Here is a 15587-nt window from a genome sequence, read left to right on the forward strand (position 1 = left end):
CTCGCCGCCTTTCGTGTCATCGGCTACGCCGGCCGCTGCAGCACCGTCAGGCTGCGGTCGGGCAACGTGATCCGGTCGCCCGCCCCGACCTTCGTACCGGATCCCGGCGGCACCCCGTCCGGCTGGGCGGTGTCGACGACCACCTGCCACTGCCGGCCGTGGTCGACCGGCACCAGGAAGTCGAGCGGCGCCGGAGAGGCGTTGAACATCAGCAGGAACGAGTCGTCGGTGATGCGCTCCCCGCGCGGACCCGGCTCGGAGATCGCGTTGCCGTTCAGGAAGACCGTCAGCGCGGACACCCGCGCCGAGTCCCAGTCCCGCTGGGTCATCTCGGAGCCCTCCGGGGTGAACCAGGCGATGTCGGACAGCTCGTCATGGGTGCCCTCCACCGGACGGCCGTGGAAGAAGCGGCGCCGGCGCAGGACCGGGTGGTCCCGGCGCAGCCACACCATGGCACGGACGAACTCCAGCAGGTCGCTCTCCGGGGACTCCGGCCACTGCACCCAGGAGATCTCGTTGTCCTGGCAGTAGGCGTTGTTGTTGCCGCGCTGGGTGCGGGCGAACTCGTCGCCGTGGCTGATCATCGGCACGCCCTGGGACAGCATCAGCGTCGCGAGGAAGTTCCGCATCTGCCGGGCGCGCAGCCGGAGCACCTCCGGGTCGTCCGTCTCGCCCTCCACCCCGCAGTTCCAGGAGCGGTTGTGGCTCTCGCCGTCCCGGTTGTCCTCGCCGTTGGCCGCGTTGTGCTTGTCGTTGTACGCGACGAGGTCGTGCAGCGTGAAGCCGTCGTGGCAGGTGACGAAGTTGATCGAGGCCAGCGGGCGGCGGCCGTCGTCCTGGTAGAGGTCCGAGGAGCCGGTCAGCCGCGAGGCGAACTCCGCGAGCGCCCTCGGCTCGCCCCGCCACAGGTCCCGTACCGTGTCCCGGTACTTGCCGTTCCACTCGGTCCACAGCGGCGGGAAGTTGCCCACCTGGTAGCCCCCCTCGCCCACGTCCCACGGCTCGGCGATCAGCTTCACCTGGGAGACCACCGGGTCCTGCTGCACCAGGTCGAAGAACGACGACAGCCGGTCCACCTCGTGGAACTGCCGGGCCAGGGTCGCCGCGAGATCGAAGCGGAAGCCGTCGACACGCATCTCGGTGACCCAGTACCGCAGCGAGTCCATGATCAGCTGGAGAACGTGCGGGGAGCGCATGAGCAGCGAGTTCCCGGTGCCCGTGGTGTCCATGTAGTAGCGGCGGTCGTCCGTCAGCCGGTAGTACGACGGGTTGTCGAGGCCCTTGAAGGACAGCGTCGGGCCCAGATGGTTGCCCTCGGCGGTGTGGTTGTAGACCACGTCGAGGATAACCTCGATCCCGGCCTCGTGCAGCGCCCGGACCGCCGACTTGAACTCCAGGACCTGCTGGCCGCGGTCGCCCCAGGAGGCGTACGCGTTGTGCGGGGCGAAGAAGCCGATGGTGTTGTAGCCCCAGTAGTTGCTCAGGCCCAGGTCGACCAGCCGGTGGTCGTTCACGAACTGGTGCACGGGCATCAGTTCGAGCGCCGTCACCCCCAGCTTGGTCAGGTGGTCGATGACCGCCGGGTGCGCGAGCGCCGCGTACGTGCCCCGCAGTTCCTCCGGGAGCCCCGGGTGACGCATGGTCAGGCCCTTCACATGGGCCTCGTAGATCACCGTGTGGTGGTACTCGGTGCGCGGCGGCCGGTCGTCGCCCCAGTCGAAGTACGGGTTGATCACCACCGAGGCCATGGTGTGCGGCGCCGAGTCCAGGTCGTTGCGCTGCTCGGGCGCGCCGAAGTGGTAGCCGTACACCTCCTCGCCCCAGCGGATGGTGCCGCTGACCGCCTTCGCGTACGGGTCGAGCAGCAGCTTCGCGGAGTTGCAGCGCAGCCCGCGCCCGGGGTCGTACGGGCCGTGCACGCGGAACCCGTACCGCTGTCCCGGCATCACGCCCGGCACGTACGCGTGCCGCACGAACGCGTCGCTCTCGCGCAGTTCCACCGCCGTCTCCGAGCCGTCGTCGTGCAGCAGACACAGCTCTACTCGGTCCGCGGCCTCCGTGAAGACCGCGAAGTTGGTTCCGGCGCCGTCATAGGTGGCGCCGAGCGGATACGCCTCTCCAGGCCAGACCTGCATGGATACGACTCTCCCAGGTGTGCCGCCGCCCTGGGGCCGCGTTGGCCCCCGAGTCCTGCCGAAAGTGACGGAACCTCCCGCGTCTTGCGTCCCTCTTACCCACCGACCAGCGCACGCGACGGCGCTCGTACCCGCCGTGTGCCGAACCAGTGGGGCAACACGTACCCCCGTGGGACGACGGGGAGCAGGGGGCCATGTGCGTGAGACAGTGCACCGCCATCTGGGGACGTTAGTGGCAGGAGTGGCCCTCGCGGCGGCGGGGACCGCCGCGGCGGTCGCGATCGGCCTGCCGGGCACGGCGGGGGCGGACGCGCCGGGAGGCGCGCGCGGCGGCGGTACGCGGGCCGGTCAGGGCCCGGACGGGATCCGGCCCGCCGTCGTGGAACAGGCGCCGGCCGAGGGCGGCAGCGGCACCGGCCGCGATCCGCTGACCGACGACGAGATCCGGCGGGCCGAGCGGATCGCCCTGACCGGGCAGCTGCAGCGCACGGGCGAGAACGCCGCGGGGGGCCGCGGACCGCAGCGTCTGAGCGCCGACCTCGCCGAACCCGAGGCCGGCGAGGCGGACCACCCCGGCGCGCCGCGCCGGGCCGACCTCACCTTCTACGACTACCGCGACGACACCCTCGTCACCAGGACCGTCGACCTGGACACCGGCACGGTGGAGCGGACCGGCACCCAGCGCGGCGTCCAGCCGCCGCCGAGCCGGGCCGAGAACGCCGAGGCGGCCCGGCTGCTGATCGCCGCCCCGCTCGGCGCGGGCCTGAAGGCCGACTACCAGGACGCCACCGGCAGGCAACTCACCTCCCCGGACCAGCTGCTGCTCAGCGGCGGCATCTACCGGGCGGTTCCGGGCGGCCGGCCCGCGGCCCTCGGCCAGTGCGGCGTACACCGCTGCGTCCGGCTGTTCACCAAGGTCAGGAACGGACCCTGGATCGACACCAGGGCCATGGTGATCGACCTGAGCGCGCGCAAGGTCACCGCGCTCGACCACGGCTGACCAAACGTTTCCTCAGGCCTGTACCCGCCTGAGCCTCCACCTCGTGAAAGGGAGCCCTTCGGCATGCCCGAGTACCGATTCCGCCGTGCGCGCAGGGTCGCGGCCGCCGGACTGGCCGCGACCGCGCTGACCGCCGGCGCCACGACCGCCGCCGGACCGGCCGCGGCCCGGCCGGGGACGAGCGCCGCCGCGCCCGCCGCGGACTGCAGCACCGCCTACCGCCTCGAACAGAGGCTCTCCACCGGCACGACCTGGCGCATGTGCTGGCACTACGACAGCAAGGCCGGCCTCGTCCTGGAGAAGATCAGCTACCAGCCCAAGGGCGAGCCGAAGCCGATCAGGGTCCTGAACAGCGCCAGGCTCGGCCAGATCCACGTCCCCTACGACGACGGACAGCACGAGTACAGCGACCTGACGGACGAGGACTTCGCCCAGGCGCTGATGAACCTGTCGCCCGCCGAGTGCCCCGGCGGCACCCTCAAGACCGTCAAGGTCCCCGACGCGATCGACCCGGACCACCCGGACGTCAGGGGCCTGTGCGCGACCACCCGTTCCCGCGGTCACGCCTACCGCCTGCACGACACCGGCACGGACAGGGTGTACCAGGCCCAGGGCAAGGACTTCCTGGTCTACACCGTCAACCAGGTCGGCTGGTACGAGTACATCACCGAATGGCGCTTCCAGGACGACGGCACGATCGCCATGAACGTCGGTGCGACCGGCAGTCTGTCCTGGGAGGACTACGACGCCGGTGACGGACGCGGCTGGCCCATCGGCAAGGGCGCCAAGGCCTATGCCACCAGCCACAGCCACAACGTCTTCTGGCGGCTGGACTTCGGCCTCGACGGCTCGTCGAAGACGAAGGTCGAACAGTACGACTCGGCCGTCAGCCCCCGCACCGGCGCAGAGCACGGCCCGACCACGAAGACCACCCGTACGGAGGTCACCGGGGAGCTCGCCGGAGACCTGAAGGACTACCGCTGGTGGCGGGTGGTCAGCGCGACCGGCAGGAACAAGGACGGGCACGCCCGTTCGTACGAGATCGTCCCCGGACCCACCACCAAGTACCCCGGCCGCGGCTTCACGAAGCACGACCTGTACGTCACCGAGTACAACCCGTGCGAACTGTTCGCCAGCGACAACCCGGCGGTCTGCGGCCGCGGACACCCCGCAGCGGTCGACAAGTGGATCGGCGGACAGCCCCTGACCCACCCGGTGATCTGGATGAACGTCGGCTTCCACCACATCGCGCGCGACGAGGACCAGCAACCCATGCCGGTGCACTGGCAGGGCTTCAGCATCGCCCCGCGGGACGTCACGGCTATGAATCCGCTCACTCCGCGTGATCTGGCGGGGCAGAACGGCCATTGGGGCTAGCCTAGTTGACGCAGACGGAAGAGAAACCGACCTGTCCATCCGGCTGCACCCCCGACCCCTCGCGGAGTACCCTTCCTTGATCGTTGAGACGGGAAAGGCCCGGGGGAGCGGAAGGCGGTGCACGGGTGGGCTCGGGAGGGCTGGAGCTGCCCCCTGGTGACGAGGGTCACGAGGGGAGCTCCACAGACGTCCCGCCCGGCGCGGTGTCACTGGCCCGCCCGATGGACGCGGGATCCATCGGGCCGGAGCTGGACTGGGACGCCGACGCCTGGCGCGAGGTGCGCACCCGCGCCCAGCGGGCCGGCCGGGCCTACATCTGGCTGAACCTCGTCGAACAACGCCTGCGCGCGGTCGTCGCCGCCGTGCTGCGGCCCATCTACGAACCCGTGCACGGGGACGACTGGGTGGTCGCCGCGGCCGGCCCGGCCGGACAGGAGTGGGTGCAGCGCGCGGTCGCCGTGCGGGAGGTCAGCCGCCGCAAGGGCTACCTGCTCGACCCGGCCGACGACAACGTGCTCAGCTTCCTCACCCTGCCGCAGCTGCGCGAGCTGATGGTGCAGCACTGGCCGTGCTTCGAGCCGTACTTCGACGAGCGCCGCGACCTCGAACTCGCCCTGGACGAGCTGGAGGTCACCCGCAACGTCGTCTCCCGCAACCGGGCGCTGTCCGAGGCGGTCCTGCACCAGGCCGAGCGCGCCTCGGCCCGGCTGCTGGAGATGCTCGGTGCCGGCGGTGACGTGCCCTCCGCACGCCGGCTGCCGGTGGACGCGGTCGAGGACCTGGTCGGCGACCGGTACGCGGACGTGGTGGCCGTCCACGCGGACCGGGTGCGGCTGATGCGGCAGTTCCCGGCCGAGGACCTGTTCGGCGGCGCCCGCCGCCTCGACGCCATCGGCATCGGCCTCAACCTGCTGGTGCAGAACTTCTCCGGCCGCCGTCTGCTCCGGCTCGCCGAGTCCGGCTGCCGGGTACGGCTGCTCTTCCTCAACCCGGCCTCCAGCTCGGTCAAGCGCCGCGAGCGCGAACTCGGGATGAAACGGGGCGAACTGAGCCGGTCCGTCGAGATGAACATCCTGCACATGCGCCGGGTCCGCTCCCGGCTGCGCGACCCGGGCGCCTTCGAGATCCAGGTCTACGACGAGACACCGCGCTTCACCGCCTACCTGGTGGACGGCGACGGCGCCGACGGCATCGCCGTGGTGCAGTCCTATCTGCGCGGCGCACGCGGGATGGAGTCGCCGGTACTGGTGCTCCGCAACGGCAGCAAGCTGGTCAAGTCGGACGACGTGGGCGAAGCCGGTCTTTTCCCGACATATCGCGAGGAGTTCGAGCTGGCTTGGGCGGATTCGCGTCCAGTGTCCTGAAGCGTCGGTGACGGCAAGCGGAACGCGCGATCCTCGGATTGTCAGTGCCGCGTGCGATGGTGGAGGCCACTGGGGGAAAGCACCACCAAGAAGGGGGGCCGCCCATGGGCTGGCACCAGGAGCTGCTGATCGGCTTCGACCTGGAGACGACCGGGACCGATCCGCGTGAGGCGCGCATCGTCACCGGCGCGGTGATCGAGGTCAGGGCCGGTGAGCCCATGGGGCGCCGGGAATGGCTGGCCGACCCGGGCGTGGAGATCCCGGCCGACGCGGTGGCGGTGCACGGCATCAGCAACGAGCGGGCGGCGGCCGAGGGCCACCCGGCCGACCGGGTGGCCGACTCCATCGCCGACGTCCTGGTGGGGTACTGGAAGACGGGCGTCCCGGTCGTCGCCTACAACGCCGCGTTCGACCTCACCCTGCTCTCCGCGGAACTGCGCCGCCACGCCCTGCCGTCCCTCTCCGACCGCCTGGGCGGCCCCGCCCCCGCCCCGGTCGTCGACCCCTACACCATCGACCGCTGGGTCGACCGTTACCGCCGCGGCAAGCGGAACCTGGAAGCGGTCTGCGCCGAGTACGGCATATCCCTCGACGCGGCCCACACGGCCCCGGCCGACGCCCTCGCCGCAGCGCGGCTCGCGTCCGCCATAGCCGACCGCCACCCGAAGATCGCCGCCCTGAGCCCGGCCGAACTCCACCGGCGGCAGATCGAGTGGTACGCCGAGTGGGCGGCGGACTTCCAGGCGTTCCTGCGCCGCAAGGGGGACGCCGGCGCTGTGGTGGACGGAGCCTGGCCGTTGCGGGAGCTGACCGAGAGCCAGCGGGTGTAGTCGCGCCGGAGAGGACCGGGACCCTCAGAACGGATACCACCGCACCGTCTCGTCCCCGTCCCGCAACGACCTCACCCGCCGCCGGAACTCCTCCCGCGCCTTCGGGTTGCTCGGCGCATGCTGGGCCACCCAGGCGCAGCTGGCGGTCTCCCGGGCGCCGCGCAGCACCGCACAGCCCTCCCACTCCCGCACATCCCACCCGTACCCCTCGACGAACGACGCGTACGCCTCGGCGGGCAGCCCGTACCGGTCGAGGGAGAGCGCCATGACCACCAGATCGTGCTCGCGCAGATCCGACGAGAAGGTCTCCAGATCCACCAGGACCGGCCCGTCCGGCCCGACGTGCACATTGCGCGGCAGCGCGTCGCCATGGATCGGCCCCGGCGTCAGACGGGGCGTCAGCGCGGCCGCGGCCGCCGCGAAACCGTCCCGGCGTGCACGCAGGTACGCCGCGTCCTCGGCGTCGATCGCCTCGCCCGCCAGCCGCAGCCACCGCTCCACGCCGCCCAGCAGCTCGCGGGGCGGCAACGCGAAAGGAGGAGAGGGAAGTGCGTGCACGATCCGCAACAGCCGCGCCAGATCCCCCGGCTCCGCAGGGCGCACGGACTCGGGGAGCCGGTGCCACACGGTCACCGGATGACCCTCGACCAGCCGCGGCTCCGGCTCCGCCGCCCGCACGGCAGGCACGCCCGCCTCGGCCAGCCAGCGGGCGATGTCCAGCTCCCGCCCGGCCCGCGGCAGCAGCCCGGCGTCGCGGCCCACCTTCACCACCAGGTCACCGGCGGCGAACACCGCATTCTCACCGAGGGCGAGGAGAGCTGCGTCCCGGGCCGTCCCCGGCAGCACTCCCGCCGTGGCCAGTACGTCCCGTGCCCGTGCCTCGTCCATCGTGCCGCCTCCGTGCCGTCCCGCCGTGGTGCGTGTGCAGTACCCGGCCAGTCTCGCATTCGTCCAGGTCGACCGGTGTGCACGGTCCCTTGACGAGGTATCGGGCCTTCACGACCATGAACACGCCAACCGGAGCAGGCAAAGGGGCTGGTTCCGTGACATCCGTGGCCGACGTGCGACGGCCGGGCGGTCGCCGTGCAGCAGGGCAGGGCACCTGGTTCCTCGTCCTGCCCGCCCTGATCCCGATCCTCCTGTTCAGCGTGGCGCCGCTGCTCTACGGCGTCGTGCTCGCGTTCACCGACGCCCAGTCCGGCCGCACCCGGGCCACCCGGTGGATCGGCGCCCTCAACTTCCAGGACCTGCTGCACGACACGCTCTTCTGGGAGTCGTTCCGCATCGGCCTGGTCTGGGCGGCCGGCGTCACCGTGCCCCAGTTCCTGCTGGCGCTCGGCCTCGCCCTGCTGCTCAGGGAGGACTTACGGCTGCGGTGGCTGGCCCGCGCGCTCGCCATCGTGCCGTGGGCGATGCCCGAGGTCGTCGTCGGCATCATGTGGCGGCTCGTCTACAACCCGGACGCCGGCATCCTCAACGAGACCCTGCGCGACCTCGGCCTCGGCGACGGCCACGACTGGCTCGGCGGCCTGGCCACCGCCCTGCCCGCGGTGATCGTCGTCGGCGTCTGGGCCGGTCTGCCGCAGACCACGGTCGCCCTGCTCGCCGGACTGCAGAACGTTCCGCGCGAACTCCACGAGGCCGCCGCCGTCGACGGCGCCGGTGCCTGGCGCCGCTTCCGCGCGGTCACCTGGCCCGCCCTCAGACCGGTGGCCCTCGCCATCACCGCGCTCAACCTCATCTGGAACCTCAACTCCTTCGCCCTGGTCTACGTCCTCACCAGCGGCGGCCCCGGCGGCAAGACCCGGCTGCCCTCGTTGTTCGCCTACGAAGAGGCCTTCCGGTACGGCCAGTTCGGCTACGCGGCGGCCATGGGCTGCGTGCTCGTCGCCGTCGTGTCGATCCTGCTCGCGGTGTTCCTGGCCGGCCGGCTGCGCGGAGGTGCCCAGGCATGAGGACCCGCCGCACGGCACGCGCCGGTCAGTACACCGCCCTGCTCTGCTACCTGCTCTTTTTGGCCTTCCCGCTCCTGTGGCTGCTGTCCACCGCCCTGAAGTCCCCCCGCGAGCTGGGCAGTCTGCACCCGACGTGGATCCCGCGCCATCCCACGCTCGCGGGCGTCCGGCAGGCCTTCCGGGAACAGCCCCTCGCGCACGCCGCGTTCAACTCCCTGCTGGTGGCGCTCGCGACCGCCGTCGTCGCCGTGCTGCTCGCGACGCCGATGGCGTACGTCATGGCCCGGCACCGCGGCACCCGGATCGCCCGGGCCGCCACGGGATGGGTGGTGATCAGTCAGGCGTTCCCCTTCGTGCTGGTGATCATCCCGCTCTTCCTGGTGCTGAGGAACCTGCGCCTCGTCGACTCCCTGGCCGGGCTGGTGGTGGTGTACGTCGTGTGGGCGCTGCCGTTCGCGCTGTGGATGCTCGTCGGTCATGTGCGGGCGGTGCCCGCCGAACTGGAGGAGGCGGCGGCCGTCGACGGCGCCGGGCGGCTGCGCACCCTCGTGTCGGTGACGGCCCCGCTGCTCGCGCCCGGCATCGCGGCGACGGGGCTGTTCGCGTTCGTCACCGCGTGGAACGAGTTCTTCTTCGCGCTGGTGCTGCTCAAGAGCCCCGGGAAGCAGACCCTGCCCGTCGTCCTCACCCATTTCATCGGAGCGGAGGGCGTGGCCGACCTGGGCCCGCTGGCCGCCGCCGCCTTCCTCGCCACGCTTCCCTCGCTGGCCGTCTTCGCCCTGGTCCAGCGGCGGATCACGGCCGGCCTGCTCACCGGGGCGGTGAAGAGCTGATGAGGACCCGCATGACCCGCGTGACCGTCGCACTCCTCGGCGTCCTGCTGCTGCTCGCGGGCTGCTCGTCACCGGCCCACCGCGACGGCGGCCCGATCACCCTGCGCTTCCAGTCCCTCGCCTGGCAGCAGGAGTCCGTCACCGCCAACAGGGCCCTGGTGAAGGAGTGGAACGCGACACATCCCGGCGTCAAGGTCGAATACATTCAAGGAAGCTGGGACAGCGTCCACGACCAGCTGCTCACCTCCTTCGAGGGCGGCGAGGCACCGGACATCATCCACGACTCCTCCGACGACCTGGCCGACTTCGCCTACGGCGGCTACCTCGCCGACCTGACCGATCTGCTGCCGGCCCGCCTCAAGGCCGACATCCCGAAGGCGAGTTGGGGCACGACCACCTTCGGACACGGCGTCTACGGCGTGCCCTTCCTCCAGGAACCCCGGGTGCTGATCGCCAACGCCGCCCGACTGCGCTCGGCGAAGGTGCGCATACCGACCCCCGAACGCCCCTGGAGCTGGACGGAGTTCCGGGAGGTGGCCAGAAAGCTCAGCGGGCCCGGCACATACGGCGTGGCCTGGCCGCTGAAGGAACCCGTCTCCGCCACGCTGAACCTCTCCCTGTCGACGGGCGGCCGGCTCTTCCACCGGGACGCGGACGGCAGGGTGACCGTGCGCTTCGCCTCCGGCGACGCGGTCGTACCGAGCACGGTCCACGACCAGGTCGCCGTCGACCACAGCGCCCCCGCCTCGACGCTGGGCAGCGGCGGCTCGGACACCCTGCCCGGCTTCTTCGGCGGCCGGTACGCGATGGTCCCGCTGGGCTTCTCCTACCGCCAGCAGATCGTGCAGCAGGCGCCGAAGGGCTTCCGCTGGGAGGTGCTGCCCTCTCCCGCGGGCGCCGCCGGACTCACCCAGGGCGTCAGCCCGCAGACCCTGTCCGTCGCCGCGGACTGCCCGCACAAGAAGGAGGCCGCCGCGTTCCTCGGCTTCCTGTTGCGGCCCAGGAACATGGTCCGCCTCGCGCTCGGCGACTGGATGCTGCCCACCGGCACCCAGGCGCTGAAGGACCCCGCCCTGCACACCGCGGAGAACGGCTGGGCGACCGGCACGGCTCTGGCGGGCCACCTGAGCCCGGCGCCCGCCCCGTCCGTCCGCGGCTACCCCGAGTGGAAGGACAAGGTGGCCACGCCGGCCTTCCAGGAGTACTACAGCGGCGAGATCGGCCTCAGCGAGCTGCGCAGACGCCTCGTCGAGGACGGCAACCTGGTGCTGGCCCGCTATCAGCGCTGAGCGCGGACCACCGACCAGGAAATTGCTTTGAACGAGACGTCTCGTCTCGCCTAGTGTCTCTGCCATGACAGCTCCCGCCCACATCGCCATGTTCTCCATCGCCGCGCACGGCCACGTGAACCCCAGCCTGGAGGTGATCCGCGAGCTCGTCGCCCGGGGTCACCGGGTCACGTACGCCGTCCCGCCGGTGTTCGCCGAGAAGGTGGCCGCCACCGGGGCCCGGCCCGTGCCGTACACCTCGACCCTGCCCGGACCCGACGCCGACCCGGAGGACTGGGGAACCACCCTGCTGGACAACGTGGAGCCGTTCCTGGCCGACGCGATCCAGGCGCTCCCGCAGCTCATCGAGGCCTACGCCGGCGACGAGCCCGACCTGGTCCTGCACGACATCGCTTCCTACCCGGCGCGGGTGCTCGCCCACCGCTGGGGCGTCCCGGCGGTCTCCCTCTCGCCGAACCTCGTCGCCTGGGAGGGGTACCAGGAGGAGATCTTTGAGCCGCTGTGGGCCGAGCCGAGGAAGACCGAGCGCGGACAGGCCTACTACGCGCGCTTCGAGGCCTGGCTGACGGAGAACGGGATCAGCCGGCACCCGGACTCCTTCGTCGGCCCGGCCCGCTCGATCGTCCTCATCCCGAGGGCGCTGCAGCCGCACGCCGACCGCGTCGACGAACGGGTGCACACCTTCGTCGGCGCCTGCCAGGGTGACCGCGCCGACCAGGGCGACTGGCAGCGGCCGGCCGGCGCCGAGAAGGTCGTGCTGGTGTCGCTGGGCTCGGCCTTCACCAAGCGGCCCGCGTTCTACCGCGAGTGCGTGCGCGCCTTCGGCGACCTGCCCGGCTGGCACCTGGTCCTCCAGATCGGCCGGCATGTGGCCCGCGACGAACTGGGCGCTGTCCCGGACAACGTGGAAGTGCACAGCTGGGTGCCGCAGTTGGCGATCCTCCGGCAGGCCGACCTGTTCGTCACGCACGCCGGCGCGGGCGGCAGCCAGGAGGGGCTGGCCACCGCCACGCCGATGATCGCCGTCCCGCAGGCCGTCGACCAGTTCGGCAACGCCGACATGCTTCAGGGGCTCGGCGTCGCTCGTCGGCTGGACACCGAGGAAGCCAACGGTGAGCGACTCCGCGAGGCCGCGCTCGCCCTCGTATACGACACGGAGGTGGCCCGCCGTCTGAAGGAGATCCAGGCGGAGATGGCCGAGGAGGGCGGTACGCCGCGTGCGGCGGACCTCATCGAGGCCGAACTGCCGGGGCGGCCGGGGGCGTAGCTCACGTGCTCCCGCGTTCTTTCGGCGCCGGGAGCGCCGCGCCCCGCGGATGACCGTCGCGCCGGAAGGAGGACATGGGCTGTCCGTTCCGCCGTCAGCGCGGCGGTTTGTGATGACGAAATTTTGTTGAACAAGTCACAGGTGCGTGTAGAGGTTGATCCGGCGCCCGGTGATCGGCGAAAGTTTCGCGCAGACCCGCCCCGCGCGGGCCCGGCCGTCGTGCCCGCCCCCACGGGGCACGACGGCCGCTCTAGGGTGGCCGGATGACGACCTACGCGGCGCTGTTGCGCGGAATCAACGTCGGTGGCAGCAAGAAGGTGCCCATGGCCGACCTCCGTGCGCTGCTGAGCGGCCTCGGCCACACCGGTGTGCGGACCCATCTGCAGAGCGGCCAGGCCGTCTTCACGGCCGGCCACGGCGACGAGGACGCGCTCGCGGCGGAGTTGAGCCGGGCGATCGAGGAACGGTTCGGTTTCCCGGTCGACGTGCTCGTGCGCGACCACGCCTATCTGAAGGCGGTCGCCGAGGCCTGCCCGTTCCCGGCCGCCGACCTGGAGCCCAGGCAGCTGCACGTCACCTACTTCTCCGCACCGGTCACCCCGGACCGCTACGCGGACATCGACGCCGCCGCGTACCTGCCCGAGGAGTTCCGGCTCGGCGACCGCTGCCTGTACCTGTACGCCCCCGAGGGCCTCGGCCGCTCCAGACTCGCCGAGGCGCTGTCCCGCCCGCGCCTGACCAAGGACCTGATCGCGACGAGCCGGAACTGGAACACCGTGCTCAAGCTGGTCGAGCTGACGGCTCCGGGCGTGTGATCCCTGAGGCGGGTGTGCGAGGGTCTGGTCCATGCGCTACATCATCATCGGGGCGGGAGCGGTCGGCGGGACCGTCGGAGGGCGGCTGGCCCAGGCCGGGCGTGAGGTCGTCCTCGTGGCACGCGGCAAGCATCTGGCGGCACTGGACGAGCACGGGCTGCGACTGCGGCTCCCCGAAGGGGAGCTGACGTACCGGCTGCCCGCCGTCGAGGGGCCCCGCCCGCTCGGTGAGCTGCGCGCCGACGACGTCCTCCTCCTCGCCGTGAAGACGCAGGACACCATGGCCGCCCTGGAGAGCTGGGCCGAGGCGCCCGTCGCCGGCGGCGGCACGGCGGCCGAACGGCTGCCGCTGGTATGCCTCCAGAACGGCGTGGAGAGCGGACGACTGGCCCTGCGCCGCTTCCGGCGGGTGTACGGCGTCTGCGTCTGGCTGCCCTCGGGCTTCGAGGAGCCCGGCGTCGTCTCCGCCGCCGGCAGCCCGCTCACCGGCGTCCTGCACCTCGGCCGCCTTCCGCACGGCACCGACGACACCGCCCGCCGGATCGCCGCCGACCTGGCGGACGCCCGCTTCGAGGCGCCGGTCGTGCCCGACGTGGCCCGCTGGCAGTACGGCAAGCTGCTCGCGAACCTCAGCAACGCCATCGAGGCGCTGACCGGAACCCGCGACACGGAGCCCGCCCGGGCGCTGTACGCGCGCGTGCGTGCCGAGGGCGCGGCCGTCCTCGACGCCGCCGGGATCGCGTACACGGACACCGAGGAGGAGCGCGCGGCCCGCGCCGACAAGGTCACCCTCGTGCCACTGGAGGGGGCGCCACGCGGCGGCGGTTCGTCCTGGCAGTCCCTCGCCCGGGGCACCGGCACCATCGAGGCCGACTACCTCAACGGGGAGATCGTCCTGCTGGGCCGGCTGCACGGCGTACCGACCCCGCTGAACGAACTGCTCCAGCGGCTCGCCAACCGGTTCGCACGGGAGCGCCGGGCCGCCGGATCGATGCCGCTCGCCGACCTGGTCCGTCTGGCGGACGGGGAATTGGACCACTGATCAAGGGGACGATTGGGTCGGGACAGTACCCCAATGGGGGACTAGCGTCGCCACCATGACGTACCGCGCCACTGCCACTGCCACCGAGCCCGCCCCGACCCGGATCGACTTCTTCTTCGACCCGGCCTGCCCCTTCGCCTGGATCACCTCCCGCTGGCTGCTGGAGGTCGAGCGCCTGCGCCCGCTCGACCTCCGGTTCCGGGTGATGAGCCTGTACCTGCACAACACGGGCAACGAACTGCCCGACTGGTACCGGGACTTGGTGGACCGCTCCATCGGCCCGGTGCGGGTCGCCGTGGCCGCCGCCGAAGCGCATGGCACGAAGGTGCTGCGCGACCTGTACACCGCGTTCGGCACCCGGATCCACGAACGCGGCATCGAGGACTTCGACCAGGTGATCACCGAGGCGCTGGACGAACTCGGGCTGCCCGCCGAGCTGTCGGCCGCCGCCCACGACCCGTCGTACGACGACGAGGTGCGCCGCAGTCACACGGCCGGCGCCGAACCCGACTCGGGCGGCTACGTGGGGACACCGACCCTCCACATCGACGGGACGGTGTGGTTCGGGCCCGTGCTGCGCGCCGTGCCGCGCGGCGCCGAGGCGGCCGAACTCTTCGACAGCTTCCGGGTGCTGGCCCGCCACCCCGACCTCTTCGAACTCAAGCGCACCCGCACCGGCTCGCTCCGCTTCGACTGACGGGAAGCACTGTGGCCGATAAACGCCCCTCCTGCCCGAGGTGTTCGCCGAGGGTGTGACGCAGGGGCCGCGACCGGCGCAGAACGAAGAGCCGCCGCGGTCCGACGTCACAGGGGAACGCCGGACCCGGCGGCCTCTACCACGCTCACGTCCCCCAGGGCCCGTGGTCGCCGAACCTCGCGACAAACCCGCGGGGTTGTCCCTAGGGTGAAGCGCGCTGACGGCCGGAGGGGGACGTATGAGCGCGATGGGCGGACCATGGGCGGTGCTGCCGCGGTACCGCGGGGACGGCATCGCCCGCGACGCCGGCGCGGCGCTCGCCGGGCCCGTGCCGACCTCGCTCCACCCCGGCGTCCGGGCACCTGGTCAACGAACACGGGTCACCCGGACGGGTGGCGATTTTCGGACGTCATCGATCCGGACATCCGGGTGTCATGCCACCTGGAGAGCGTCTGCGGACCGCGGGGGTCACGGATGAGGAACCGGCTCCCCGCCCTCGGCCGTGCGCGGACCCCCAACATCGGTAACGTCGGAGGTCCCGGCATCTTCGGCCGTTCAGGGCCAACGCCCCACCCCCGAGGGCCCGTTCGGGCCACGAGCGAGGACAGGACATGAGCACCTACAACTTCGGAAACCTCAACGGCCCGGCCAGCTTCGGCGACTACGGCCGTATCGACACCGCGAACGGCACACCCGACCTGGAGACCCTCATGGCCGTCGCCGAGCGGCTCACCGAGGCACTGCGCGCCGAGTACCCGGGGCTGGCGCGGTGCGGGGAGAGCATCCAGGCCGAGCTGGCGCTGTCCGCCGAGGACGGCCTTCCGCCCAACCGAGGGCGGATCCGCACCGCGTTGGAGACCGTCGCCGTCACGGCGGGGGCCGGCACCGGCAGCCTCACCTTCACCCGGCAGCTCACCCAGGCGCTCGGCCTGTGACCGGCCGCAGCCCCGCCGCCGAGGCCGCCCACGCCTGACCGGGCCGCG

The 15587-nt window shown here is 71.8% G+C and carries 13 protein-coding genes and 1 pseudogene; 12 read left to right on the forward strand and 2 right to left on the reverse strand.

Annotation, left to right across the window (positions count from 1 at the left end; genetic code table 11):
• Window positions 1-23: 23 nt before the first annotated feature.
• The gene (glgX, locus tag ABT171_RS35990; RefSeq protein ID WP_351250618.1) at window positions 24-2135 is read right to left on the reverse strand and encodes a glycogen debranching protein GlgX; all 2112 of its coding nucleotides are present in this window, start codon (window positions 2133-2135) and stop codon (window positions 24-26) included.
• Between the two features lie 196 nt (window positions 2136-2331).
• Between glgX and ABT171_RS35995 the strand changes: the two genes are divergently transcribed.
• The 4 genes from ABT171_RS35995 (at window position 2332) to ABT171_RS36010 (ending at window position 6706) form a co-directional block, all read left to right on the forward strand.
• Complete coding sequence (locus tag ABT171_RS35995) at window positions 2332-3135, forward strand: Tat pathway signal sequence domain protein (protein WP_351250619.1); 804 nt, start codon at window positions 2332-2334, stop codon at window positions 3133-3135.
• Window positions 3136-3198: 63 nt separating this feature from the next.
• Complete coding sequence (locus tag ABT171_RS36000) at window positions 3199-4512, forward strand: copper amine oxidase (RefSeq protein WP_351250620.1); 1314 nt, start codon at window positions 3199-3201, stop codon at window positions 4510-4512.
• 125 nt (window positions 4513-4637) lie between these two features.
• Window positions 4638-5876, forward strand: coding sequence for a DUF5919 domain-containing protein (locus ABT171_RS36005; protein WP_351250621.1), 1239 nt, complete (start codon window positions 4638-4640; stop codon window positions 5874-5876).
• 104 nt (window positions 5877-5980) lie between these two features.
• Window positions 5981-6706, forward strand: a complete 726-nt coding sequence (locus ABT171_RS36010; RefSeq protein ID WP_351250622.1) for a 3'-5' exonuclease — start codon at window positions 5981-5983, stop codon at window positions 6704-6706.
• 24 nt (window positions 6707-6730) lie between these two features.
• Here the strand turns inward: ABT171_RS36010 and ABT171_RS36015 are convergent, their stop codons facing one another.
• On the reverse strand, window positions 6731-7594 hold the full coding sequence (locus tag ABT171_RS36015; RefSeq protein ID WP_351250623.1) for a phosphotransferase enzyme family protein: 864 nt from the start codon (window positions 7592-7594) through the stop codon (window positions 6731-6733).
• Window positions 7595-7710: 116 nt separating this feature from the next.
• Here ABT171_RS36015 and ABT171_RS36020 point away from each other — a divergent pair, with 116 nt between their 5' ends.
• The 8 genes and pseudogenes from ABT171_RS36020 to ABT171_RS36055 all read left to right on the forward strand — a co-directional run bounded on the left by ABT171_RS36020 (window position 7711) and on the right by ABT171_RS36055 (window position 15539).
• On the forward strand, window positions 7711-8661 hold the full coding sequence (locus ABT171_RS36020; protein ID WP_503077940.1) for a carbohydrate ABC transporter permease: 951 nt from the start codon (window positions 7711-7713) through the stop codon (window positions 8659-8661).
• On the forward strand, window positions 8658-9494 hold the full coding sequence (locus ABT171_RS36025) for a carbohydrate ABC transporter permease (protein WP_351250625.1): 837 nt from the start codon (window positions 8658-8660) through the stop codon (window positions 9492-9494). The genes ABT171_RS36020 and ABT171_RS36025 overlap by 4 nt, the downstream gene beginning before the upstream one ends.
• A gap of 11 nt (window positions 9495-9505) precedes the next feature.
• Window positions 9506-10783, forward strand: a complete 1278-nt coding sequence (locus ABT171_RS36030; RefSeq protein ID WP_351250626.1) for an ABC transporter substrate-binding protein — start codon at window positions 9506-9508, stop codon at window positions 10781-10783.
• A gap of 21 nt (window positions 10784-10804) precedes the next feature.
• Window positions 10805-12050, forward strand: a pseudogene (gene mgt / locus ABT171_RS36035) (macrolide-inactivating glycosyltransferase).
• A gap of 263 nt (window positions 12051-12313) precedes the next feature.
• The gene (locus ABT171_RS36040; protein WP_351250628.1) at window positions 12314-12865 is read left to right on the forward strand and encodes a DUF1697 domain-containing protein; all 552 of its coding nucleotides are present in this window, start codon (window positions 12314-12316) and stop codon (window positions 12863-12865) included.
• A gap of 31 nt (window positions 12866-12896) precedes the next feature.
• Window positions 12897-13907, forward strand: coding sequence for a ketopantoate reductase family protein (locus ABT171_RS36045; RefSeq protein WP_351250629.1), 1011 nt, complete (start codon window positions 12897-12899; stop codon window positions 13905-13907).
• 55 nt (window positions 13908-13962) lie between these two features.
• On the forward strand, window positions 13963-14604 hold the full coding sequence (locus ABT171_RS36050) for a mycothiol-dependent nitroreductase Rv2466c family protein (RefSeq protein ID WP_351250630.1): 642 nt from the start codon (window positions 13963-13965) through the stop codon (window positions 14602-14604).
• A gap of 611 nt (window positions 14605-15215) precedes the next feature.
• Window positions 15216-15539 carry a hypothetical protein gene (locus ABT171_RS36055; RefSeq protein WP_351250631.1) on the forward strand — a complete coding sequence of 108 codons (324 nt, stop codon included), beginning with the start codon at window positions 15216-15218 and terminating at the stop codon, window positions 15537-15539.
• Window positions 15540-15587 lie beyond the last annotated feature (48 nt).

This window comes from Streptomyces sp. NPDC001851 (assembly GCF_040297165.1).
Taxonomy (GTDB): domain Bacteria; phylum Actinomycetota; class Actinomycetes; order Streptomycetales; family Streptomycetaceae; genus Streptomyces.